Origin of the sequence: Pseudoxanthomonas spadix (genome assembly GCF_003703395.1) — a bacterium.
Lineage (GTDB): Bacteria > Pseudomonadota > Gammaproteobacteria > Xanthomonadales > Xanthomonadaceae > Pseudoxanthomonas_A > Pseudoxanthomonas_A spadix.
Genome location: NZ_RDQN01000001.1, coordinates 385,030 through 407,944 on the forward strand (window position 1 = coordinate 385,030; position 22,915 = coordinate 407,944).

Sequence of the window (22,915 nt, forward strand, 5' to 3'; positions counted from 1 at the left end):
GTCAAATCGTCCGGGCGAACAGCCACGGGCCTGTCTGGGTGTGGCCGGATGTGATTGGTGGCGCAAGAGTCAATCAAGGTGCCATGGGCGATTTTAACGCAATGGCTCGCCAGGCATGCAGGCCCCAGCCAATCCACAGCACATGAATCACCAGCGTGACAAGCCCGAACCACAGGGCTTCGTGGCTCCACACGATGCTGTAAAAATCCCAGAGGCCATCGACAACTTCCGTTGCAATGACCACTGGAATGACGGCCTGATAGCGGCCCGGATCGCGGGCGCCCCACAAAGCGACCGCCCCGATGGCACCCAACTGGAGACCGATCACCGCCCAGGCATCCTGCAACAAGGTGAAGATCGGCGCGCCCACATGCAGTTCAACGCCTGGATACATGGTGCCGAACAAGCCCAGGGTGCTGAAGGGAAGCGTGCCAATGAGGTTGATGATGTAGAACACACCGATGGCGATCAAAAACAGCCTTGCTCTTCTCATGGCAGCGTCCTCCGTTCCGGCTGAGATGTGGCTTCTCGCTAGAAGAACTCGCTAGAAGAACATGCTCAGGTTGTTCGACAGCAAGGTGCTGGCGTCGAGCAGGATGGTGCGCCTGGCGATGCTGAAGCCAAGGTTGTTGTCGGCGCGGCGCAGCACGTCCCGGCGTTCGCCGGCGAAGATGTCGACCTGGCGCTCAAGCCGATTACGGTACAGGATGAATGCGGAATTGACCTCGAAGGTATCCGGCTTGTCCGTCTCCTTGACGATGACATTGGAGATCAGGTGGCGGGTGCGGGAAGGCGGGTTTTCCGCCCAGCCCAGATCCGAGGTCACCTTGCGGATGCGCCCGTACATGGTTTCGTAGGTTTCGTCGAAATGGGCAAAATCCTGGTCGCCGGAATATTCCAGCTCGCCCTCCCGGATCATGCGGTTGGTGCGCAGCGGCATGAAGTAGCGGATGTCTTTGTCCAGCAGGGCAAACCAGGCCTCGTAGGCCCGGTGGTCAAGCAACTGCGCTTCGCGGTAGTAGAACTGTTCGATCTCGTTCTGCAGCTCAAGGCCCACGGTCTTGCTGGGCCATTCAAAGACCTTGTAGGAATGCGCGGATAGGTTGGTCATGAGGGTTGTTCTCTGAGTCGATACCAGGGGGCGGAGCCTTGGTGCGCTGTGTATGCGCGCGCGTCCGGCTCCGCGATGAATGTCATCCGATTGAAACTCTGGCAATTGCCCCGCTCAGGGCTTGAGCGTGGCCCAGCTGGGCTCGGACATCATGCGCATCCAGTGGTGGTACATGCCCCGTGCCGCTTCTTCGGCGTAGACGTAGCCGACGTTGCCAGGAAAATCAGGGTGACCGGTCTGCGACCGCCCCAGGCCCATCTGGGCATTGAGCGGCCGGCTCTTGGCCTTGTGCCCACGCAATACTTTCTGGATCTCGACCCAGTTCTCACCGTCGTCCTGCTCGAACACGCCCCCTGCAGAGAAGGTGCGGATGTTGTGCCGACGAAATTCTTCCTTGATCTCGGCCGGGGCATCGGCATCGACCAGGGTGAAGGCCCACACCTCGATTTCATTGGGACCACGCGGGTGCCAGGTCCGGATGGTGTTGATGCCGGGCAAGAAAGAGCAGGTTGGAAAGACCGTCATGTGCTGGCCGAACATGCGCAGGACCGGCATGGTGTGGCCCAGACGCTCTTGGGCGAGCTCGGCCGCCGGACCTTCGGTCCAGTACTGGGTGATCTTGGGACCCATTACCGCCATGAGCAGGCCCGGCTCATCGACAAACCAGCCCGAGCCGTGTCCGCCCCAGCTGGCGCGGAACTGGTTGCCCTTGCTGGGCACCTGTGCATGCGACAGGTCCATTTCCGGCGGCATGCCCGCCAGGATGCCGGACAGGTGGGACATGGTGCCGGCGTGGTACATGTCACTGCAGAACTGCTCGGCGGCAAACTTCCAGTTGCACGGAATGACCCACTTCTGCATGCCGCCGACCGCCTCGGTCCCGGCCGGCGTGCGATCCAGCATGATGTCCATGTACGGACGGGCGTCACCGAGGTAGGTCTCCAGGTCAGGCGCCTGCGCATCCCAGTTGGCGAAGACCAGGCCCTTGTAGGTGGCCACGCGTGCCTGCAGCGGACCCCATTCGGCCTTGTCAAAGCCGCAGTCGCCTTCTTTCTTGTCGCAAAAGGCTTCCTTCTCGTACGGCACGTTCACCAGCTTGCCGGCGATGTCGTAGGCCCAGCCGTGATAGCTGCAGGTGAAGGCCTTGGCGTTGCCGGCGTCGGTGCGACAGATGCGCATGCCGCGGTGCCGGCACTGGTTCAGGAACACCTTGATGCTCTTGTCTGGCTGGCGCACCATGACCACCGGATCTTCACCCATGTAAGTCGTCATGAAGTCGCCGGTCTTGCGGATGTGACTCTCATGTCCGAGCAACAGCCAGGAGCGGGCAAAGACCCGCTCCTGCTCCAGTTCGTACAGACCTTGGTCGGCGTAAATGCGCGGGTCCAGCAGGCCTTTTTCCTGATCGACCAGTGCCCGGATCGTCTCCGGCGTCCACTCAGGGATTCCCTTCACAGGGGATTCGTGTACTTCTTTCCTTTGATGGATATTCACAGGGGATTCCTGTAGTTCTTTGATCAAAGTATTCATGATTTAAATTCTCCGTTGAAGGCCCTTGGCAGGGCGGAAAAACACCAACATCTTCCATCACCCCGAAAAAAAGCTGCGGCGTCTGCATTCACCGCAACAAACCGAACTGCCGAACCACCGAAATTGATGATTCGATGTGCCCGCGCAACAACGCCGTGCAGCGCTCGGCATCACGTGCCAGCGCGCTGTCGCGAAGCGCCTGATGCTCTTCATGCACGTTTCTGGCAGGCTGGTTGTGTCTTGAGGTCAACCGGCGATAGCGCTCCATCTGCACATACAGGACCGACAGGAACCGCCGGGTCCAGACGGACGGACAGGCGGAAATCAGAGCCTCGTGAAAGTCACGGTTGACTGGCTCCCATTGGTTGAACAAGTGCACCGGATCGCGCATGGTGCGCTCCTCGATCAAGGACAGCCGGTGAAATGCACTGACCACCCGCGCCTCCCATTCAGCGTCGCCGTTGAGCACGCTTTGGCGCAGTGCCTCGCACTCCAGCGCGACCCGCGTGGCGGCCAGATCACGCATGTCGTCCAGGGACATCGGAGTCACATGGAATCCGCGCTGGGCCTGTGCCTGCACCAGATTGTCGGCCACCAGCAGGGAAAGTGCCTCGCGCACGGTCCCGCCGCTGACCTCGTAGCGCGACTTGAGATCCTCGATGGCCAGTCTGGATCCGGCCGCCAGTCGCCCCTCCACGATGTCTGCCCGCAGCCGCTGAAACGTCGCCTCAATCAGGCTTCGCCCACTCGCATTGGGCATCGGCGACACATCGGCAAACGCCGGGTCGCCTCCCATGGTGACGCCGTTGGACGTTCTCGCATTCACCGCATTTCACGCCTGGTCATTACAGAACACTCCTGCGCCCGCACATCCTGCATCAGAGTCGGCAGCAGGTAGCCCGTTACAATTTCGATATTATTGTCGATATTCGACATCTGTCCGGGGAGCCTATACGGACCGTTCCGGGACAACAAGTTGCAGTGCAGCAAACCGTGTCGATTGAGGACAAGCGAGTTTGCCAGCCGAGCTCCCGTTGATGGCCGGACCGATCGCCGGCAACACCGGGGGCTCGCCGGGATCCTGCGCAAGGAGCGCGCCGGATCGAGCGTGACCGAAGGTTGCGTCCGGGTCCCACCACGGACACGCGGAGGCAGACGAGAACTGGGCAGGCCAACCCAGCGCCCGGGGCAGAATCGATCAATGCCGGCCTCCAGGCGGCCAACGCCGCTGACCGCGCCTCCTGCGCCTTCGCCGGTCCTGCGCACCATGGTCTACCTACTCAAGGGCGGGCTGGACTTGCCCAGGGCATCTGCGCGCCCGCATGGCGCGGAGCGCATCTTCTGTCATCCACACGGAAACGGATAGTCCCCGAAAAAAGTGAGTGCCGTTGTTCGATGTGAGCGCCGCCGTCACAGCCGGGCCAGGAAGCCACGCACTGCAGGGTCGAAGCGCTCGATATCCACCAGGAAGGCGTCATGGCCCTGCGGCGAGGGCAGCGGGACGAAGCTGCTGTCGGCGCCGCCGGCCTGCAGGCCCAGGGCGATCTGCTCCTGCTGCTGCAGCGGGAACAGGATGTCGGTGGTCGCGCCGATGGCCATCGCCTTTTCCAGCCTGATGCTGGCCAGGGCAGCCATCACATCATCTCCTTGCGTCCGGTCGTCGACATGCTTTTGGCCGGCATGCTCGGCCAGGTCGAACCAGTCCATCGACCGGCTCAGGTACAGATAGCAGTTGGGATCGAACTGGCGCACGAAGCGGCGCGCGTGGCCCTCCAGGTAGCTTTCGACCTGGAATTCCAGGCCGAAGGGGTCCTCGCCCGGGCGGTCGGACTCCAGGCGCACGCGACCGAAGCGGCCATCCCATTCCAGTGCCGAGCGATAGGTGATCACCCCCAGCTTGCGCGCAATGCGCATGCCGCTCTCCGGATATGCCGCGTCGCTGTAGTGGCCGCCGTTCCACATCGGGTCCAGGCGGATCGCTTCACGCTGCAGCGAGCGGATCGCAATCGAGAACGGCAACGCCTGAGCGCTGCCGGAGATGTTGATGTGGCCGCGCGCAATGCCCGGATGGGCGTGCAGCAGCGCCAGCGCGGTCATGCCGCCCATCGAGTTGCCGATCACGCACGCCAGCTGCCCGATGCCAAGCGCACGGACCACCTCGACCGCCGCTGCCGCGCCATCCTCTACCGACAATTCGGGAAACGACAGGCGGTAGAGATCGCCGGTGGCTGGATCGATCGAAGCCGGCCCGGTCGAGCCCTTGCAGCTGCCCAGCGAGTTCACGCAGACCACGAACCAGCGGTTGGTATCGATGGCCTTGCCCGGGCCGAGCATCGGCTCCCACCAGCCGGCGGCCGGGTTGTCGGCGTTGGCGGCGGCGTGTGCGTCGGGAGAGAGGCCGGTGACGATCAGGATGGCGTTGTCGCGCTGCGCGGCGAGCGTGCCCCAGGTCTCGTAGGCGATCCGCGCGCCATGCAGCGCGCCGCCGCGTTTCATGGGGAAGGGCGAGGACAGGGCGTGCCAGCGGGTGCCTGGCGGGATGAATTCGGTCATCCGGCCAGTTTAGCTTGCGGCCAGATCCAGGCGGTCACACCAGGTCGTGCGCGACCGGCAACGCAGCGTGCCGCGCAGGGCCGGGCCCGGCGGCGCTATCTGCCGCCGATCACCAGCTTGACCGGATCCTTGGCCGGCAACTTCACCCGCACCGGCGCCGATTCCAGGTCGCCCTCACCGCGCTGGGCGTTGCCGCTGGCCGACAGGCGCGCGATCAGTTCGACCTCCTTCAACGCGGAGAGCTTCATGGTCGGCATCGGGCTGTCGGTGTCGCCGAGGGTGATGCGCAGCGGCAGGTCCTGCAGGGTGTGCTTCTGTACGGCCACCGGCATCGGCGGGCCGCCGGCCTGGCGGGCGATGACAAACACGGTGGCGTCGCCGGACAGGTGCACGCGTGTGGCCAGGTCCGGGTCCAGCGATACCTCGACGTTCACGCCGGCACTGGCCGGTGCGGCGGCGGGCGCGTCGGCTTGCAGCGGCGGCTGTCCGGCTTCGGTGCGGGCGGCATTGATCTGCGCGCGCAGGCTGTTGGCGGTACTGGCATCGACCTGCGTCAGCAGCGGCTCCCAGGTCGCGGCGGCCTGCGCGGGCTGGCCGCGCTGGCGCTGGGCCACCCCCAGGAACCAGCGCGCGCGCTGATGGCTGGGCTGCAGCGCAAGTGCGCGTTCGAGCATGGTCACGGCTTCCTGGTCCAGGCGCCGCTGCGGATCGGCCAGACTGCGCGACTGCGCGGCTTCGACCAGTGCGTCGGGGTCATCGGGCAGCAACCGGGCGGCGCGGGCGAAGGCATCGCGCGCTTGCTCGGGCTTGCCTTGCGCTGCCAGCGCGCGGCCCAGCAACTGCCAGCCTTCGGCCGCCTGCGGGTTGCGCTGCAGTTCGTCCTGCAGGCGGGCGATGGCGGCATCCATCGTGGCCGGCGCCTGGGTGGCGTGCGGCTGCAGTGCCTGCGGCGTCCCCACCAGCCGGTACAGCGCAAGGCTGCACACCCCCAGCGCGACCAGCAGCCCGCCAGCGGCGCGCGGCGCGCGGCGCCACAATGGCCACAGCGCGCCGCCCAGCACCAGCAGGCCGAGCAATACCGCCGCCACGACGAAACTGGCCATCACCATTCCTGTCCGTCATCGGCGCCCGGCAGCGCGCGTGCGCTGCGCCGGCGCACCACCCGCCACACCACCAGCGCGCCGCCTGCCAGCAGCAGGAGCGGGCCGAACCACAGCAGCCAGGTGTTGCGTTGGACCTGCGGACGGTAGAGCACGAACTCGCCGTAGCGCTCCACCAGGTAGCTCTTGATCTGCGCGTCGCTGCGGCCCGACTGCATCAGCTGCAGGACCTCGCGGCGCAGGTCTTGAGCGATCTGCGCGTTGGAGTCGGCCAGCGACTGGTTCTGGCACATCACGCAGCGCAGTTCGTGGGTGAGCGCATTGAACCGGGCTTCCTCGGCGGCATCCCGGAAGTTCAGCGGCGTGGGGTCGCTGACCTGGGCCAGGACGTGGCCGGCGATGAGCAGGGTAAAGATGCACAACAGGCCGCGCAGCCAGGCCACGCGCCTGTGCCTGCCGGGCGCGGCGCTTGCTCTGCTGTTTCCCGCGGCCGACCTCCCGATCACCGCGCGCCCCCGGCCTTGGCCAGCGCCGGCAGCAGTTCGGCTTCGACCACGGCCTGATCCAGCGGGCCGACATGCTTCCAGCGCACGATGCCGGCTGCGTCGATCAGGAAGGTCTCCGGCGCCCCGTAGATGCCCCAGTCCAGCGAGGCCCTGCCTTCCACATCGCTGACGATGGTGTCGTAGGGATCGCCGAACTGGTCCAGCCAGCGCAGCGCATCGGCCGGCTCGTCCTTGAGGTCGTAGCCGATCACGCGCACCTTGCCGGTCCTGGCCAAGGCGCTGACGACGGGGTGTTCGACCTGGCATTCCGGGCACCAGCTGCCCCACACGTTGAGCAGGTATGGCCTGCCGCGCAGGGTGGCAAAATCGAGCGTCCTGTCGGGCTGGTGCAGCAACGGCAGCACCGTGGCCGGCGCCGGCCTGCCGATCAGCGTCGAGGGCAGGGCCTGGCGGTCGGGACGGTCCGAGCGCTGGACCGACACCAGCAGCAGCGCGAACACCGCCAGCAGGCATAGCATCCCGATCACCATTGCGGTACGCGAGATGCCGCGTCGTTGCGATGCGGCGCTCATGCCGGCTGCGGCTCCCTGCTGCGGCGGCGGAAGCGGCGGTCGGTGGCGGTGACCAGGCCGCCGAGCGCCATCAGCACCGCGCCGGCCCAGATCCAGCGCACCATCGGCTTGACCTGGATGCGCACCGCCCAGGCACCGTCGCCCAGCGATTCGCCCAGCGCCACGTACACATCGCCCAGCACGCCCGCACGCACCGCCGATTCGGTCATCACCTGGCCGCCGCCGGCATAGGCGCGCTTTTCCGGATGCAGGGTCTGCAGCGGCTCGCCACCACGGCTGAGCTGCACGGTGGCGCGGTCGGCGATGTAGTTGGGGCCCTGGGTTTGGGCCACGCCGTCGAAGCTGAAGCCGTAATCGGCCACCTCGACGTGCTGTCCGGGCTTGAGCGCCACCTCGCGCTGCACGTTGAGCGCCTCGACCATCAGCGCGCCGATCAGGAACACCGCCAGGCCGAAGTGCGCCAGGCTCATGCCCAGCATCTCGGCGGTCATCCGGCCCTGCGCGCGCAGCCGGCTCCAGACAAAGCGCACGGTGCCGCCGGCCACCCACAGCGCAGCGACAATCGCCGCGGCAGCCTTCCACTTGCCCTGCGGCGCCAGGAAGAACGCCGCCGCGCCGCCAGCCAGCGCCAGCGCTGCCCATGGCAGCAGCATTGCCATCACCCGCGAGGCTTGTTCGCGCTGCCATTTGAACAGCGGGCCGAACGGCAGCAGCAGCACCAGCGGCGTCATCAGCAGGGTGAACAGCAGGCTGAAATAGGGCGGGCCGACCGAGATCTTGCCCAGCTCCAGCGCATCGGCCAGCAGCGGATACAGCGTGCCCAGCGCGACCATTGCGCAGGCCGCGCCCAGCAGCACGTTGTTGGCCAGCAGCAGGGTCTCGCGCGAGCCGGCGGCGAACGGCGCACCGTCATCGAACTGCGGTGCACGCAGCGCGTAGAGCAGCAGCGAACCGCCGACCACCAGCCCCAGGAAGACCAGCACGAACAGGCCGCGCGTTGGATCGGCGGCGAACGCATGCACGCTGGTCAGCACGCCCGAGCGCACCAGGAAGGTGCCCAGCAGCGACAGCGAGAACGTGGCGATGGCCAGCAGCAGGGTCCAGCCGCGGAAACTGCCGCGCTTCTCGGTCACCGCCTGCGAGTGGATCAGCGCCGCACCGGCCAGCCACGGCATGAAGCTGGCGTTTTCCACCGGGTCCCAGAACCACCAGCCGCCCCAGCCCAGTTCCGAATAGGCCCACCAGCTGCCCAGCGCAATGCCGCCGGTCAAGAACGCCCAGGCCACGTTGGTCCATGGCCGGGTCCAGCGCAGCCAGCGCGCGTCCACTTCGCCCTCCAGCAGCGCGGCAATGGCGAAGGCGAACGGCACCGCGAAGCCCACGTAGCCCAGGTACAGCAGCGGCGGGTGGATGATCATCCCCGGGTCCTGCAGCAGCGGGTTGAGGTCGCGGCCTTCGGCAACGGCCGGCAGCAGCCGCGCGAACGGATTGGAGGTGAAGATCAGGAACGACAGAAAGCCCACGCTGATGATGCCCATGACCCCCAGCACCCGCGCGACCACCCGCTCCGGCAGCGCCCGCGAGAACTCGGCCACCGCCGCGGTCCACAGCGCCAGCACCAGCGCCCACAGCAGCAGCGAGCCTTCGTGCGAACCCCACACCGCGGTGTAGCGGTACACGATGGGCAGCAGGGAGTTGGAGTTCTCGGCCACGTACTTCACCGAGAAATCCTGGCCGACGAAGGCCGCGGTCAGCACCACGAAGGCCAGCAGCACGCTGGCCAGCTGCGCATAGGCGGCCGGCCGGGCCACCGCCATCCATGCCTGCGTGCCGCGCTGCGCGCCGGCCAGCGGCAGCACGGCCTGTACGCATGACACCAGCAGCGCCAGGATCAGCGCGACCTGGCCAAGCTCAGGAAGCATGGGGAAGCCGGGACCCGGGACCCGGGGCCCGGGACCCGGAAGAGCAAGAACAGGAGCGCGAGCCCGGCCACCGCCGCCCTTGATTTTTTCGGGTCCCGGGTCCCGGGTCCCGGGTCCCGGCTTCATGGGTCCCGGCTCCATCAAGCCTCACTGCGCCGTCTCCACTCGATGCTTCACATGCGCCTTGCCCATCTTGTCGGCCACTTCCTTGGGCATGTAGCGCTCGTCGTGCTTGGCCAGCACCTCGGTGGCGACGAACCGGCCACCGCGCATCGTGCCGGTGGCGATCACCGCCTGGTCCTCGCGGAACAGGTCCGGCAGGATTCCGGTGTAGACCACTGGCAGCTGCGCATCGCCGTCGGTCACCCGGAAGTGCGCATCCAGCGAGCCTTCGCCGCGCTGGAACGAGCCGCGCTCGACCATGCCGCCCAGGCGGAACCGCGCCTGGCCGCCGGCCTGGCCCTTGAGTACCTCCGAAGGCGTGTACAGGTAGGCCACGTTGCGCTGCAGGGCCATGGCCACCAGCGCGGTCGCAAGGCCCGCGGCGGCCACGACCACCAGCACCAGCAGCAGCCGGCGGCGACGGACCGGGTTCATCGCACCAGCTCGGTATCGGCGGCCGGCGCCGGGGCGGGACGCCGGCGGCTGCCGCGCAGGCGCGCATCGCGCAGCAGCCGGCGCACCTGCAGGCGCGGGACCAAGAAGTCCCACAGCAGCACCAGGGCGAAGACCGCGTAGGCGGCGATGACGTAGGGCAGGTAGCTCATGGGCTGCTTCCGGCCAGCCTGGTCAGCCAGTCCTTGCCGGCTTCGCGGCGCAGGTTGTCGGCACGGGCGCGCGCCAGCAGCGAGCCGGCGAACCAGAACTTGGTCGCCAGAACCATGATCCACAGCGGCATGATCATGCTGGCGTCCATGCTGGACTGGCCCAGCAGGCGGATGGTCTGGCCCTGGTGCAGCGAATTCCACCACACCACCGAATAGCGGATCACCGGCAGCAGCGCCACCCCGACGATGGCCAGCAGTCCGGCGGCGCGCGCGGCGGCGCGGCGGTCTTCGATGGCGGCATACAGGCCCATCACGCCAAGGTACAGGAACAGCAGGATCAGCTCGGTGGTCAGGCGCGGATCCCAGTCCCACCACGTGCCCCACATCGGCTTGCCCCAGATCGAACCGGTGGCCAGGGTGATGACGGTGAAGGCGGCGCCGATCGGCGCGCAGGCCATCGCCAGGACCTCGCACAGCTTGATCCGCCAGACCAGGGCGATGGCTGCGTATAGCGCCATCAGCCCGAACACGAACAGGCTCATCCAGGCGCTGGGCACGTGGATGTAGAGGATCCGGAAGCTGTCGCCCTGCTGGTAGTCGGCCGGCACCACGAACAACGCCTGCCACAGCCCGATCCCCAGCAGGACCAGGCCCGCCAGATGGCACCAGGGCGACCAGCGCGCGGCAAACCGGTCGAAATAGGGTGGCGAACCCAGTTGATGGAACCAGCGGACCAGCGGATTCATGTCGGACATCGCATCGCTCGCTGAAAGGGGCCCTGGCGCACGCGGGCACCCGGTGGCACGCACCCTGACGCTGCCGGAGCCGCTATTTTCACCGACTCTCCCGGCCAAGCCAAGCACGCGACACGCTGCCTGCCGCCACCGGCATCAGGGTTTCACGGTCAGGGTGCCCTTCATCAGCGCCGAGTGGCCGGGAAAGCTGCAGAAGAATGAGTACGGGCCTTCGCTCAGCTTGGCCACCGGAATGCTGATCGAGGTGCTCTCACCACCGCCGATCACCTTGCTGTGCGCGATCACCCGGTTGTCGCCCGGTTTGACGTAGTCGGCAGCCAGCCCGGCCTTGACGCCGTCGGCGTTGACCCCCGCCATGTCGCTGCTCTTGGCCACCACCACGTTGTGGCCCATTACATTCTTTGGCAGCTTGCCGACATGCTTGAGATTGATGGTGAAGGTGGTGCAGCTCTTGGGCACCTCGATGGTGGCCATGCTGAATTTCATGGCGTCGTTGCCCTCAAGATCGGCCGAGCAGGTGGCCGCTCCGGCGACAAGCGGGAACGAGGCGAACAGGACGGCGGCGACAAGCGTTTTGCACAACATGCGGGATAACTCCTTGTGGGTCAGCCTGGCAGGAAACGAAGAAAGCCGGACGCGGCCTGCCGAGGGGCAATGGTCCGATCAGGGTGGCAGGCTCGATAGCCATGCCGCAAGCGATTCGATGGTTTGCGCATCCAACCGCTGGGCGACGCCATGCATGATCATATCGTTGGTCGAGTCGAGCAGGGTGCCTTGTTGGAAGGCATTCAGGCGCGACTGCAGGTAGGTGGACTGCTGCCCACGCAGCGCCGGGTACAGGGCGTAGGGCGACAGGTGTGCGCCATCGGCCTGTGCGGCCAGCGGGTATCCCAGGGCCTCGGGTCCGTGGCAGCCCTGACAGGGCGGAATGCCCTTGTCCGGATCGCCGTTCAGGAACAGTCGGCGGCCGGCTTCGGCCAGGGTCGGGTCGACGGTGGCCTGTGGGTCCTGTGCAGCCGGCTGTCGCTGCTGGCTGGCGTAGTACGCCGCCAGGTCGCGCATGTCCTGTTCGCTCAGGCCCGCGGCCAGCGGGGTCATGGGCGATTCGGGCTGGGCGCCGCGTTTGTACTCGACCAGTTCCCAGTACAGGTACTCGGCGCGCTGCCCGGCCAGGTTCGGAAAGATCGCTGTGGTCGCGGTCCCGGTGACCCCATGGCAGGCCGCGCACACCTCCGACTTGGCCTTGCCCGCTGCGGCGTCGCCGTGGATCGGCTCGGGTCGGCGCAGGTCCAGGTAGCGCACCGCCACCGGAGCGGCGGCTGGCTCGGCCTGCGCCTGCGCGGCGGTGGCCGGTACGCCCTGCGCCATCGCCATGGCCGCCACGCAGGCGCAGGCCGCCGCCGTCGCCACGGCCGCGATCCACCGCCGCGGACGCGAGGGCTTCATAGCTGAATCTCCAGCAGCACGCCGACCATGTTGACGCTGTAGTTCTCCGGGCCGCCGTCGGTGTAGACGCGATGGTCCATGACCTGTCCATCCTCGAACCCAAGGTAGTGCCAGTCGAAGACGTTGCCGCGCTGGTAGGAATCGAACAGGCGCAGGCTGAAGTCCCGGGCGATCGGGATGGTCAGGCCGAGGGTCAGCGCATGGGTGCGATAGACCATGGCCGGGAACCGGCCGGTCAGCAGCGGGGCGGCCGTCGGATTGGCCAGGGCGGTCGGCGAGGCATAGCGGTAGCTGGTCAACCCGCGCGAATAGGTCCAGTTCCAGTCGGCGTTGAGCGTGGCCCGGCCGATGCGCCGGCTCAGGTTGGCCCCGGCGTAGTGGTTGCGCTGGCGATCGTGCATCCACCAGCGGTTGGCCTCCGGATAGGTCGCGCCACCCAGGCTGGGATCCGGCAGCAGGACGGCGTCGTTGACGTTGGCGAAATCCAGGGTCGAGCGATCGTAGCCGTACCAGGCGCTGGCCATGGTGGCCGGGTTCGGCTGCCATTCCCATTGCAGGCTGCCGCCGATGGTGTCGTAGCCCTGGCGTCCGAGGACGGCGTCGTAGTCGTTCCAGTCGCCGCGCACCGAGGCATAGAAGGTCATGTCGCGCGGCGCGGTGAAGGTCGCCATCAGGTCGATCTTGTCCTGGGTCCGTCCGCCGACGTCGTACTTGCGCAGCGCATCGACGGTATGGGCAAAGTCGCCGGTGACCGGCGGCACGTAACCGGGCAAGGATCTGGACATGGTGAATTCGTAGGGGTCGTAATCGTATTCGCTGCCCGTGCGGCGCAGGTGGGTGTAGTTGGCGCGCAAGCTCAGCCAGTCCAGTGCGCGGTTGCTCCAGTTGAGCTTCAGCGAATGATCGCGCGTGGTGGCGACCTCGCGGTGAGTGCGTTCGGTGCGGTCGAAGGTATAGGTGGCGCCGAGCGTGTTCCTTTCGTCGACGCGCCAGTCGCCGCCGAAGGAAATCTCGTTGAGTTCGCGGTCCAGCGGCAGGTTGCGGATCCTGGTCAGCGAAGCGGGACTGGACAGGCGGTCCCAGATGCCGGCCTCGCCGGGAACCACGCTGCCCTGCGAACCATTTTCCGACGGATAGCCCCACTGGCCGGTCAGGGGGTTGTAGGCCCGGTAGGTGCCGTCGTAGTCCTGGCGGTCATACTTGACGTTCGCCCGCCAGGTGAGCGCATCGCTGGGTGCCAGGACCACGCGCGCATCCACCATCTGGGTATTGATGCTCAGGTCCGAGCGCTGCCGCGACAGCGACTGCGTCGTGTTCCAGTTCGCGCAGTCGAACAGCGTGCCCGGGATGCCGGCGATGCCGAACTGGCCCTGGCAGGCCATGGACGGAACCAGCTGGTCGTTCTGGCGCATGGTTCCCAGTGAGGCGGTCAGCGAGGCGGTGCCGTTCCAGGCGACCTTGCGGCTGAAGCTGGTGCGCAGGTGGTGGTAGTCGTTGTCCGGCTCGTACGAGAACGAGCCATCGGTCAGCACCGGTGAGGTCAGGCCCGGCACCACCGGGGTCAGCCCGAACGGCACCTGGTAGTCGAAGCTGCGCTTGGCGTTGCGGAAGAACGAACCGGAGTAGGCGAACTCCATCCGCCACAGGTTACCGACGAAGCGCGCGCCGCCGTTGAAATTGACCGTGCTGTCGTCGATGGGTCGCGGGGTCTCGTAGGCGCCGCCGTTGTCGGCGAAGGCGAAGTTGAAGAAGAACGGACCGCCGAACGGCCGCGCGCCCTCTCGGGATTCGTGGCTGGCATTGGCGAATACCGCCCAGCGCGTGTTGATGAGGTAGTTGATGCCCACGCCCTGTTTTTCGCGCACCACCGTCAGCAGCCGTTCCGGCTGCGCGGCCGAGACCGCGGCGACCTGCGCCGGGGTGCTGGCGCCGGGGGTCAGGCCGTCCTTGAGGGTCAGGTGGTTGCTGCCCACCCCATCCCAGATCGAGCGCGCGTTGCCGCTGGTGATGTTCGGCTGGCTGCGTGCAAAGGCCTGCACGCGGTACTTGCCGGCGCGGCCGAAAACGGCGCGCACGTACTGGCTGTCATCGGCCAGGCGGCTGGCGCGCAGGTCGAAGTAGCTGCCGTCGGAGGGCTTCTCGAAGCGCAGGTCCGCACCCAGGTAGGCGCCATCGTCCCAGTTCGAGAATCGCCGCCAGATCATGTTGTTTGCGTCGCCGGAGACGCCCAGGTAACCCAGCGTGAGCGTGCCGCGATACTGCCAGGGGCCCTGGCCCTTGAATTCCGGCCAGGCGATCGGGCAGGCATAGAGGAAGCCGGTCGGCGTACGCTTGCGCTCGCCGTTCAGCCAGCTGGCGCCATCGGGATCGCAGCCGTAGACGGCGGGCCCGCTGCTGGGATCCAGGGCGTTGCCGAACTGGAGGTCGGTGCCCAGCCCGGTGTCCTGGGCCAACGCGCTGGACGCGAGCAACGCCGAGGTCAAGGTGGCCAGTTGCAGGGCGGTATTGCGTTGGCGCTTGCGCATCGCCGCACTCCCCTTACTTGTGGAACCGTGGACCTGCAGGATTGTTGGAGCCGTGGACCTGCGCGTGGCAGGTCACGCACCCGCGCCCCATCAGGCGCTCGTCCGGCGCCATGCCGGTGGCGAGCTGCTGTTCGCTGAACATGTCGTTCGGATGGCGGGTATGCGAATGGCACTGCTGGCACAGCATCGGCACCGGCGCCACCAGCAGCGCGTGTTGATTGGAGCCATGCGGGGTGTGGCAGTTGAGGCAGTTCTCGCGCACCGGCGCGTGCTCGAACAGGAACGGCCCGCGCTTTTCGGCATGGCACTGGTAGCAGGTTTCGTTGACCGTATCGGTCTTCAGCAGCGAGGCGCTGATGGTGCCGTGCGGGTTGTGGCAATCCACGCAGGCCATCTGGCCTTCCGGCAACGGCATGTGCGAGCGCCGGTTGAATTGCTGGCGGATGTCCTTGTGGCAGGTGGCGCAGGTCTCGTTGATCGACTGTTTTGCTTCCAGTCCTTCGGCGGACAACTGCGCCATCGGGTTGTGGCAGTCGCTGCAGGACAGCTGGTTGCGCTGGTGGATCGAGCCCAGCCATTGGTCACGCGGCCCGCCTGCGTGGCAGCCCAGGCAGCTTTCGGTCTGGGTCTTGATCGGCGTGCCGCGGTCCTTGGTGAAGGCGATGATCGCGCCCTTCAGCGACGGGTTCTGCGCATGCTGCGAACCGGGCCCGTGGCAGGCCTCGCAAGTGGCGGTATTTGGATTGGCGGCCAGGGCCGCGTTCATGCCCAGGGCATGGGTGGTGTGGGTGAAGTTCTGGTTTTCCTTGGCGTGGCAGGCGGTGCAGGTGGCCTGGCCCACGGGCGTGGCGTCGGGGGCCTGCGGATTGACCGCCACCTTGGCCTGGTCGAACCCGGTCACCTGCGAGAATCCATGAACGGCCGCTGGGTTTTCGGCGCCGAAGTGGGTCGAGGGAAGCTTGACCCTGGCCTGGTCCATGCCGGAGGCGGAGGACGGTGCCACCCACGCCGCGATCGCCAGCGCGCCAGCGGCTGCCACGCACATCATCACCAGCATGAATCGGCGCATCCGTTCCATCCCCGCGCACCTGGCGATGCCGCAACGAGCGGCGGCTGGGCTACGCCGTAAGTGATGTTGGGATGAGGGTCACGCGCGAGCGCCTACAACGTCAAGCTGCAACGCAGCATGAACGACAGGTTCCGGGCCGGACCAGCAGCGGCCACCGGTCTCAGTTCAATGCGATCCGGATCGCCGCAGCCGCCGCCAGCGGCGCCAGCACCAGCGCTGCCACCAGGCCGGCGGCCAGCAACAGCAGCGCGCCCACCGGATCGAGCCCCTGCGCGCTGGCCGCCACGCTGCCGGCGCCGAACACCAGGACCGGCACGTACAGCGGAAGGGCCAGCAGTGACAACAGAATGCCGGAGCGAGGCATGCCCACGGTCAGTGCGGCGACCACCGCGCCGAGCAGGCTCAGCAGCGGCGTGCCCAGCAGCAGCGAGGCCATCAGCACCGGCAGTTGCGCATGCGGCAGCTGCAGCAGTTCGCCCAGCAGCGGGGTCGCCACCACCAGCGGCAGGGCAGTGGTCAGCCAGTGGCTGAGCACGCGCACGGCCACCAGCCAGGCCAGCGGCACCGGTGCCAGGATCCATTGTTCGAGCGAGCCGTCCTCGGCATCGCCGCGGAACAGTGTGTCCAGTGCCAGCAGCCCGGCCAGCAGCACCGCCAGCCACAGCACGCCGGCGGCGACCTTTGACAGCAGCTGCGGCGCGCCGCCCAGCGACAGGGCAAACAGCACCACCACCAGCAGCGCGAACAGGGCCGGCTGGAAGGCATCGCCACGGCGGCGCCACATCAGGCGCAGGTCGCGCTTCAACAGCGCCGCGGCCACGCCGGGAAGCGTCACGATGCCGTCCATGACGCTACGTTCCCGCCTCTGGATGGCCCGGCCCCGCCGCCCTTGGCGGGGCGTTCACCGTCGCAGAGGCCGACAGGGTATCTGCCAGGCACGACGGGGCACCCAACTCCAGCATCCGCGTGCGCACCGGTGGCGCCGCATAGGCGCCGTGGGTGGTGACCAATGCCGCGCCGCCACTGCGCAGGTGCGCGGCGACCAGGCGATTGACCAGGGTGATGCCTTCCAGGTCCAGGTTGGCGTAGGGCTCGTCCAGCAGCCACAGCGGTGCCGGCGCCAGCCACATGCGCGCCAGCGACAGGCGTTTTTTCTGGCCGGCCGAGAGCTGGCGGGCCGGGGTGTCCTCGTAGCCGGCCAGGCCGGTCAGGGCCATGGCCTGGATCGGCTGCTGGTTCGGGCGGCGGCCATGCAGGCCGCACAGGAATTCCAGGTTCTCCAGCGCGCCCAGGTCGGCCTTCAGTGCCGGCAGATGGCCCAGGTAGGCCATCGCCCGGGCGCGTGCGGCGCTGGTGGCGGGCACGCCATCGAGCACGATATGGCCCTGGTCGGCCCGCAGCAGGCCGGCCAGGACCCGCAGCAGGGTGGTCTTGCCGGCGCCATTGCCACCCTGGACCAGCAGTGCCTCGCCGGCGTCGACCTGGAAATCGAGCGGGCCGAACACCGGTTCCTCGTTGCGGCTGAACGCCAGTGCCTGGACGGACAGCAGGGGCGGGCGCGAGGTGTCGGAACTCATCGCGCGCATTGTAGGACGCGATCATCCAGCGCGGCTTGGCGCTGGCTCAGGCGATCCAATCGGTGAACGCGTCGTCGGCGCAGTCGTGTGGCTGGGGGTGCTGCATCCGCAGCCGCACCGGCTCGCCTGCGTGCCAGTACACGGTGCCGGCTTGGCCGAAGTCGCGGGCCAGCGCATCGGCCTGCTCGGGTGCGAGGTCCAGGACCAGCCAGCCGTGCTCGATCGCGCCGCCCTGGGCGTTGCAGCCCAGCGCGCGGTGGAAGGTCAGGCCCGATTCCAGCAGCCTGGCCTCCAGCGCCTGGCCGGCTTCCAGGTTGCGGTGCTCGCCGGCGGGCCTGGAATGCGGGTTCCATGCAGTCACGAACTGGAAACTGCGCGCCTCCAGTTGGCGCTCCACGTCGCCGGCTGGCTGGCCGACCTGGAACAGCCATTCCTGCCGGCCTACCGCCACGAAGTAATGCGCGGCCGCATACAGCCTGGCCAGTTCGCCCAGCGTTGGCGGTGTCCGCTCGATGTCCCCTGTCATGGCGCGCATCATGGTCAGTTCGGGACAGGCACGCCATCAGCCGAAGGTCGAGTCGCCGCGCGCGCCGAGGTGCGGTGCATTGGCCGGCGGGCGCGGTGCATTGCGTACACTGGCCGGCCCCTCATGAACAGGCCGGACGCCGCCTCCATGCTGCCGCAGACCAAGTTGCCCCGCGTGGGCACCACCATCTTCACCGTGATGTCGCAGCTGGCCAGCGAACACGGCGCGGTCAACCTGGGCCAGGGCTTCCCGGATTTCCCGGTGCCCCAGCGGCTGGTGGACGAGCTGGACAAGGCCATGCGCGCCGGTCACAACCAGTACCCGCCGATGGCCGGCGTGGCGCCACTGCGCCAGGCGATCGCCAACAAGGTCCTGCGCTGCTACGGCGCCCGGGTGAATCCCGAGACCGAGATCACCGTGACCAGCGGCGCCACCGAGGCGCTGTTCGATGCCATCCACGCGGTGGTGCGTCCGGGCGAGGAGGTGATCGTGCTGGACCCGGCCTACGACAGCTACGAGCCGGCGATCGAGCTGGCCGGTGCCAGGGCGGTGCACGTGGCGCTGGACCGGCAGACCTTTGCGGTGGACTGGGACAAGGTGCGCGCGGCGATCACGCCGAAGACCCGGCTGATCATGGTCAACAGCCCGCACAACCCGACCGGGGCGATGTTGGGCAAGGCCGACCTGGAAGCGCTGAGCAGGATCCTGCAGGGCACCGAGATCTTCCTGGTCTCCGACGAGGTCTACGAACACATCGTGTTCGACGGCCGCGCCCACGAATCGGTGCTGCGCTGGCCGGAACTGGCCGCGCGCGCCTTTGTGGTGTCCAGCTTCGGCAAGACCTACCACTGCACCGGCTGGAAGATCGGATACGCGATCGCGCCGCCAGCGCTGACCGCCGAATTCCGCAAGGTTCACCAGTACAACACCTTCACCAGTTTCGCCCCGGCCCAGTACGCCTTTGCCGCGATGCTGGACGCCGAGCCGGAGCATGACGAGCAACTCGGCGCGTTCTACCAGGCCAAGCGCGACCGTTTCCGCGCGCAGCTGCTGGGCACCCGGCTCAAGCCCTTGCCGGTGCCGGGCGGTTATTTCCAGCTGGTGGACTATTCGGCGGTCAGCGACCTGGAGGACATCGCCTTCGTCAAGTGGCTGACCGTCGAGCATGGCGTCACCGCGGTTCCGCTGTCGCCGTTCTACCAGACCCCGCCGCCCGGCCAGCGTCTGGCGCGGCTGTGCTTTGCCAAGAACGCGGCCACGCTGGATGCGGCAATCGAACGACTGGCCAAGCTTTAGATGGAGGCACCCATGCAGGATCTACGCATCGCCCTGGTCCAGGGCGCGACCCGCTGGCACGATCCGGCCGGCAACCGCAGCTATTACGGCGAGCTGATCGCGCCGACGGCGGGCAACGCCGACCTGGTGATCCTGCCGGAGACCTTCACCAGCGGCTTCTCCAACGAGGCCATCGACAAGGCCGAAGGCATGGACGGGCCGACCGTGGCCTGGATCGGCGAGCAGGCCGTGCAGTTGAACGCGGCGGTCACCGGCAGCGTGCAGCTGCGCACCGAGCAGGGTGTGTTCAACCGGCTGCTGTGGGCCACCCCGGACGGCCAGCTGGCCTACTACGACAAGCGCCATCTGTTCCGCTATGCCGGCGAGCACAAGCGCTACGCACCTGGCCGCGAGCGGCTGAGCGTGGAATGGAAGGGCTGGCGGATCAATCCGCAGGTCTGCTACGACCTGCGCTTCCCGGTGTTCTGCCGCAACCGCTTCGATGTGGAGCGTCCGGGCCAGTTGGATTTCGACCTGCAGCTGTTCGTGGCCAACTGGCCTTCGCCGCGCCGTTATGCCTGGCAGACGCTGTTGCGCGCGCGGGCGATCGAGAACCTGTGCGTGGTGGCGGCGGTCAACCGGGTCGGCACCGACGGCAACGGCCATCGCTATTGCGGCGACAGCGTGGTGCTCGATGCGCTGGGCCAGCCGCTGGCCGAGGCCGATGGGTCCGAAGGCATCACCTACGCGGCGGTCTCGGCCGAGGCACTGCGTGCGCATCGCGAGCACTTCCCGGCGATGCTGGATGCCGACCGCTTCGAACTGCGCTAAGACGCGTCCGGTTCTCCCCCCGCGTGTGGGGGAGAAGATGCCCGCAGGGCAGATGAGGGGGGCGTAGGCAGCGCTCAGCGATAGCCGGCGGCCTGCAGTTCGAACAGTTCGGCGTAGCGGCCACCTGCGGCCAGCAGGCTTTCATGGGTGCCCACCGCCTCGATCCGGCCCAGGTGCAGGACCAGGATGCGGTCGGCCATGCGCACCGACGAAAACCGATGCGAGATCAGCACCGCGGTGCGCTGCGCGGACAGCTCGCGAAAGCGCTGGAACACCTCGAACTCGCTGCGCGCGTCCAGCGCGGCGGTGGGTTCGTCCAGGATCATCACCTGCGCCCGGCGCATGTAGGCGCGGGCGATGGCGACCTTCTGCCACTGGCCGCCGGACAGGTCCACGCCGGTCTTGAAGCGGCGCCCGATCAACTGGTCGTAACCGGCCGGAAGGGCCTGGATCACCTGGTCGGCCAGCGCGCTGTGGGCGGCCTGGCGGATGCGCGCGGTGTCGTCCATCGCCTCGATCCGGCCCACGCCGATGTTCTCGCCGGCGGTCAGGTAATAGCGCACGAAGTCCTGGAAGATCACGCCGATGTTGGCGCGCAGTTCGTCCAGGTCGTAATCGCGCAGGTCGCGCCCGTCCAGCAGGATCCGGCCCTCGTCCGGCTCGTACAGGCGCGCCAGCAGCTTGACCAGGGTGGTCTTGCCGGCGCCGTTCTCGCCGACCAGGGCCAGCACTTCGCCGGCCTTGAGTTCGAAATCCAGATGGCGCACGGCCCAGTGCTGGGCATCGGGGTAACGGAAACCGACGTTCTCGAACACGAAGCCCTGCCGGATCGGCATGGGAAACGGCGCAGGCGAAGCCGGCGAGACGATTTCCGGCTGGATGGCGAAGAACGAGAACAGATCGTCCAGGTACAGCGCCTGGCCGGCCACCTGCGAGAACCCGACCAGCAGGCCTTCCAGCAGTTGGCGCAGGCGCAGGAAGCTGCCGGCCAGGAAGGTCAGGTCGCCGATCGAGAAATCGCCCTTGACCGTGCGCCAGGCGATGTAGGCATAGGCCACGTAGTAGCCCAGCGAGCCCAGCCCGGCCAGGGCCGTGCCCCAGATCGCGCGGCGCTTGGCCAGTACCCGGTTGGCGTCGAACAGCTTCAGCGACAACATGCGGTAGCGGTCGATCAGGAAGCGGTGCAGGTTGAAGATCTTCACCTCCTTGGCCGTTTCCACGCTGGCCCCGGTCTGGCGCACGTATTCCAGCTGGCGGCGCTCGGGCGTCCACTGGAAATTGAGCGAATAGCCCAGCGCGTTGAAGTGCGCCTCGCCGATGAAGGCGGGCACCAGCGCCACCATCAGCAGCACGATCAGCCATGGCGCGTAGGCCAGCAGGCCGATGCCGAAGCTGACCACGGTGATCGCATCCTGGACCTGGCCGAACAGCTGGCTGAGCAGGTTCATCCGACCCATGGTCTGGCGCCGCGCACGGTCCAGCTTGTCCTGCAGGTCCGGGTCTTCGAAATCCTCCAGGTCCAGGGTGGCGGCATGTTCCATCAAGCGGATGCTGGTGGCGTTGGTGAACAGCTCCGACAGCAGCGTGTCGGCATAGCTGATCAGCCGGCCGAGCAGGTCCGAGCCGATCGCCAGGGCGAACTCCAGCAGCAGCAGCTCGGCCAGCCTGGAGAGCTGGCCACTGGCCAGCGCCTGGCTCAGTGAGTCGAAACCCGGGCCGGCGCCGACCAGACGCACGGCCTCATCGATGATCAGCTTGCCCACATACAGCGTGGCCACCGGCAGCAGCGCCTTGACCAGGCGCAGGCCCAGGCTGCCCACGGTCAGCCACGGGCTGGTGGACCAGACCATGCGCAGGAACGGCGGCAGGTTGCGCATCGCCTCGAAGCGCTCGCGCAGGCTGGGACTCTTGCCGGTTCGCGCGGCCGCAGAAGGGGATGCCATGGCCCTCATTGTGCCTGGTGTCCCGTTCTGCCGGTCTCAGCGGTGAACGCCGGCGCACCCGCGCGATGTCGTCCACGCCTGTTGCAGCCACGGACCGGGTCCTTCGCACCCAAGCGCTCCGGCCGTGTAGGGCGGGTCTCGACCCGCCATTGCGGTACATCACCCCGCACGCATCCGTGCCGAAGCCGACAAGGCCGTAGGCGGGGGTCTCGACTCGCCACCGCCCTTGTCACCATCCGCTCCACCTCCACGCGAACCGGCCGAGCGGCAACGGGCGCACGGCATTGGCCGTGGATGGCGGGTCAAGACCCGCCATAAAAAAGCCGGCGCGATGGCCGGCTTCATCGTCTCGCACGCAAGCAAGCGCGCAGAGGTCAATGGTCAGTCGTGCGCGCCGCCCGGGCCGTGCACGTGGCCGTGGCTGAGCTCGTCAGCGGTCGGTTCGCGCACCCCGGCCACTTCCACGGCAAAGTGCAGGGTGCGGCCGGCCAGCGGATGGTTGCCGTCGATGGTGACCTCGGCCTCGCCGACCTCGGTGACCATGACCACCAGCGGGCCGCGGTCGCCATGGGCTTCGAACTGCATGCCGGGGCTGATGTCGGCGCCTTCGGGGAACGCGGCGCGCGCGACCTGCTGGACCAGCTGTTCGTGGCGCGGGCCGTAGGCCAGCTCCGGCGGCACCTCGGCGGTCAGGGTGTCACCGGGCTGCTTGCCGGTCAGCGCCTGCTCCAGGCCGGGCACGATGTTGCCGGCGCCATGCAGGTAGCTCAGCGGCGCCTCCGGCGCGGACTTGTCGATGACGATGCCGTCGTCGTCGGTCAGGGTGTAATGAATGGTGGCGACGCGGCCGTCCATGATCTCCATGGGAAACCTCCGTTGAAAGTTGACAGTGAGGGATACGCCGGCA

Annotated in this window: 23 protein-coding genes; 2 read left to right on the forward strand and 21 right to left on the reverse strand. The window is 67.5% G+C overall.

Translation table 11 applies throughout. From position 1 onward, the window contains the following. Nucleotides 1–73: 73 nt before the first annotated feature. From D9R12_RS01760 to D9R12_RS01850, 19 genes are all read right to left on the reverse strand, one after another. Nucleotides 74–493, reverse strand: a complete 420-nt coding sequence (locus D9R12_RS01760) for a BphX family protein (protein ID WP_122227260.1) — start codon at nt 491–493, stop codon at nt 74–76. A 51-nt stretch (nt 494–544) separates the two neighbouring features. Next, nucleotides 545–1,111 carry an aromatic-ring-hydroxylating dioxygenase subunit beta gene (locus D9R12_RS01765; RefSeq protein ID WP_122227263.1) on the reverse strand — a complete coding sequence of 189 codons (567 nt, stop codon included), beginning with the start codon at nt 1,109–1,111 and terminating at the stop codon, nt 545–547. A 114-nt stretch (nt 1,112–1,225) separates the two neighbouring features. Further along, complete coding sequence (locus tag D9R12_RS01770; protein ID WP_122227266.1) at nt 1,226–2,566, reverse strand: aromatic ring-hydroxylating dioxygenase subunit alpha; 1,341 nt, start codon at nt 2,564–2,566, stop codon at nt 1,226–1,228. A 163-nt stretch (nt 2,567–2,729) separates the two neighbouring features. Next, nucleotides 2,730–3,437 (reverse strand): GntR family transcriptional regulator, encoded by a 708-nt coding sequence (locus D9R12_RS01775; RefSeq protein ID WP_122227269.1) that lies wholly within the window; start codon nt 3,435–3,437, stop codon nt 2,730–2,732. Between the two features lie 614 nt (nt 3,438–4,051). Beyond that, nucleotides 4,052–5,194 (reverse strand): homoserine O-acetyltransferase MetX, encoded by a 1,143-nt coding sequence (metX, locus tag D9R12_RS01780; RefSeq protein WP_122227273.1) that lies wholly within the window; start codon nt 5,192–5,194, stop codon nt 4,052–4,054. Nucleotides 5,195–5,289: 95 nt separating this feature from the next. Then, on the reverse strand, nt 5,290–6,297 hold the full coding sequence (locus D9R12_RS01785; RefSeq protein WP_170159101.1) for a tetratricopeptide repeat protein: 1,008 nt from the start codon (nt 6,295–6,297) through the stop codon (nt 5,290–5,292). After that, the gene (locus D9R12_RS01790; protein ID WP_425479023.1) at nt 6,297–6,737 is read right to left on the reverse strand and encodes a cytochrome c-type biogenesis protein; all 441 of its coding nucleotides are present in this window, start codon (nt 6,735–6,737) and stop codon (nt 6,297–6,299) included. Before D9R12_RS01790 ends, D9R12_RS01785 begins: the two co-directional genes overlap by 1 nt. Before the next feature lie 59 nt (nt 6,738–6,796). After that, entirely contained in the window at nt 6,797–7,372 is a 576-nt protein-coding gene (locus D9R12_RS01795; protein WP_170159102.1) for a DsbE family thiol:disulfide interchange protein, read from the reverse strand. Continuing rightward, nucleotides 7,369–9,294 carry a heme lyase CcmF/NrfE family subunit gene (locus D9R12_RS01800; RefSeq protein ID WP_122227282.1) on the reverse strand — a complete coding sequence of 642 codons (1,926 nt, stop codon included), beginning with the start codon at nt 9,292–9,294 and terminating at the stop codon, nt 7,369–7,371. Before D9R12_RS01800 ends, D9R12_RS01795 begins: the two co-directional genes overlap by 4 nt. A 147-nt stretch (nt 9,295–9,441) precedes the next feature. Continuing rightward, nucleotides 9,442–9,891 carry a cytochrome c maturation protein CcmE gene (gene ccmE, locus D9R12_RS01805; protein ID WP_122227285.1) on the reverse strand — a complete coding sequence of 150 codons (450 nt, stop codon included), beginning with the start codon at nt 9,889–9,891 and terminating at the stop codon, nt 9,442–9,444. Beyond that, complete coding sequence (gene ccmD / locus D9R12_RS16220; protein WP_014160682.1) at nt 9,888–10,061, reverse strand: heme exporter protein CcmD; 174 nt, start codon at nt 10,059–10,061, stop codon at nt 9,888–9,890. The genes ccmE and ccmD overlap by 4 nt, the downstream gene beginning before the upstream one ends. Then, nucleotides 10,058–10,807, reverse strand: coding sequence for a heme ABC transporter permease CcmC (gene ccmC / locus D9R12_RS01815; protein ID WP_122227678.1), 750 nt, complete (start codon nt 10,805–10,807; stop codon nt 10,058–10,060). The genes ccmD and ccmC overlap by 4 nt, the downstream gene beginning before the upstream one ends. A gap of 144 nt (nt 10,808–10,951) precedes the next feature. Further along, complete coding sequence (gene azu, locus D9R12_RS01820; protein ID WP_122227288.1) at nt 10,952–11,401, reverse strand: azurin; 450 nt, start codon at nt 11,399–11,401, stop codon at nt 10,952–10,954. A gap of 78 nt (nt 11,402–11,479) precedes the next feature. Continuing rightward, nucleotides 11,480–12,262, reverse strand: a complete 783-nt coding sequence (locus D9R12_RS01825) for a c-type cytochrome (protein ID WP_122227291.1) — start codon at nt 12,260–12,262, stop codon at nt 11,480–11,482. Continuing rightward, complete coding sequence (locus D9R12_RS01830) at nt 12,259–14,787, reverse strand: MtrB/PioB family outer membrane beta-barrel protein (protein WP_122227294.1); 2,529 nt, start codon at nt 14,785–14,787, stop codon at nt 12,259–12,261. Before D9R12_RS01830 ends, D9R12_RS01825 begins: the two co-directional genes overlap by 4 nt. Nucleotides 14,788–14,800: 13 nt before the next feature. Beyond that, nucleotides 14,801–15,856 carry a DmsE family decaheme c-type cytochrome gene (locus tag D9R12_RS01835; protein WP_244671990.1) on the reverse strand — a complete coding sequence of 352 codons (1,056 nt, stop codon included), beginning with the start codon at nt 15,854–15,856 and terminating at the stop codon, nt 14,801–14,803. Between the two features lie 160 nt (nt 15,857–16,016). Next, complete coding sequence (ccmB, locus tag D9R12_RS01840; RefSeq protein WP_014160676.1) at nt 16,017–16,703, reverse strand: heme exporter protein CcmB; 687 nt, start codon at nt 16,701–16,703, stop codon at nt 16,017–16,019. A 4-nt stretch (nt 16,704–16,707) separates the two neighbouring features. Further along, a complete protein-coding gene (gene ccmA / locus D9R12_RS01845; RefSeq protein WP_425479024.1) occupies nt 16,708–17,442 on the reverse strand; it encodes a heme ABC exporter ATP-binding protein CcmA in 735 nt (244 codons plus the stop codon). 37 nt (nt 17,443–17,479) lie between these two features. After that, nucleotides 17,480–17,959 carry a DUF3293 domain-containing protein gene (locus D9R12_RS01850; RefSeq protein WP_122227681.1) on the reverse strand — a complete coding sequence of 160 codons (480 nt, stop codon included), beginning with the start codon at nt 17,957–17,959 and terminating at the stop codon, nt 17,480–17,482. A gap of 147 nt (nt 17,960–18,106) precedes the next feature. On the opposite strand from D9R12_RS01850, the gene D9R12_RS01855 reads away from it, so the two are divergent. Together D9R12_RS01855 and D9R12_RS01860 are read left to right on the forward strand one after the other, a co-directional pair. Then, a complete protein-coding gene (locus D9R12_RS01855) occupies nt 18,107–19,255 on the forward strand; it encodes a pyridoxal phosphate-dependent aminotransferase (protein WP_122227684.1) in 1,149 nt (382 codons plus the stop codon). Between the two features lie 12 nt (nt 19,256–19,267). Then, nucleotides 19,268–20,065, forward strand: a complete 798-nt coding sequence (locus D9R12_RS01860) for an amidohydrolase (protein WP_122227687.1) — start codon at nt 19,268–19,270, stop codon at nt 20,063–20,065. Nucleotides 20,066–20,139: 74 nt separating this feature from the next. Here the strand turns inward: D9R12_RS01860 and D9R12_RS01865 are convergent, their stop codons facing one another. Continuing rightward, entirely contained in the window at nt 20,140–22,017 is a 1,878-nt protein-coding gene (locus tag D9R12_RS01865) for an ABC transporter ATP-binding protein (RefSeq protein WP_122227303.1), read from the reverse strand. A gap of 372 nt (nt 22,018–22,389) precedes the next feature. Further along, on the reverse strand, nt 22,390–22,872 hold the full coding sequence (locus D9R12_RS01870; protein WP_122227305.1) for an FKBP-type peptidyl-prolyl cis-trans isomerase: 483 nt from the start codon (nt 22,870–22,872) through the stop codon (nt 22,390–22,392). Nucleotides 22,873–22,915 lie beyond the last annotated feature (43 nt).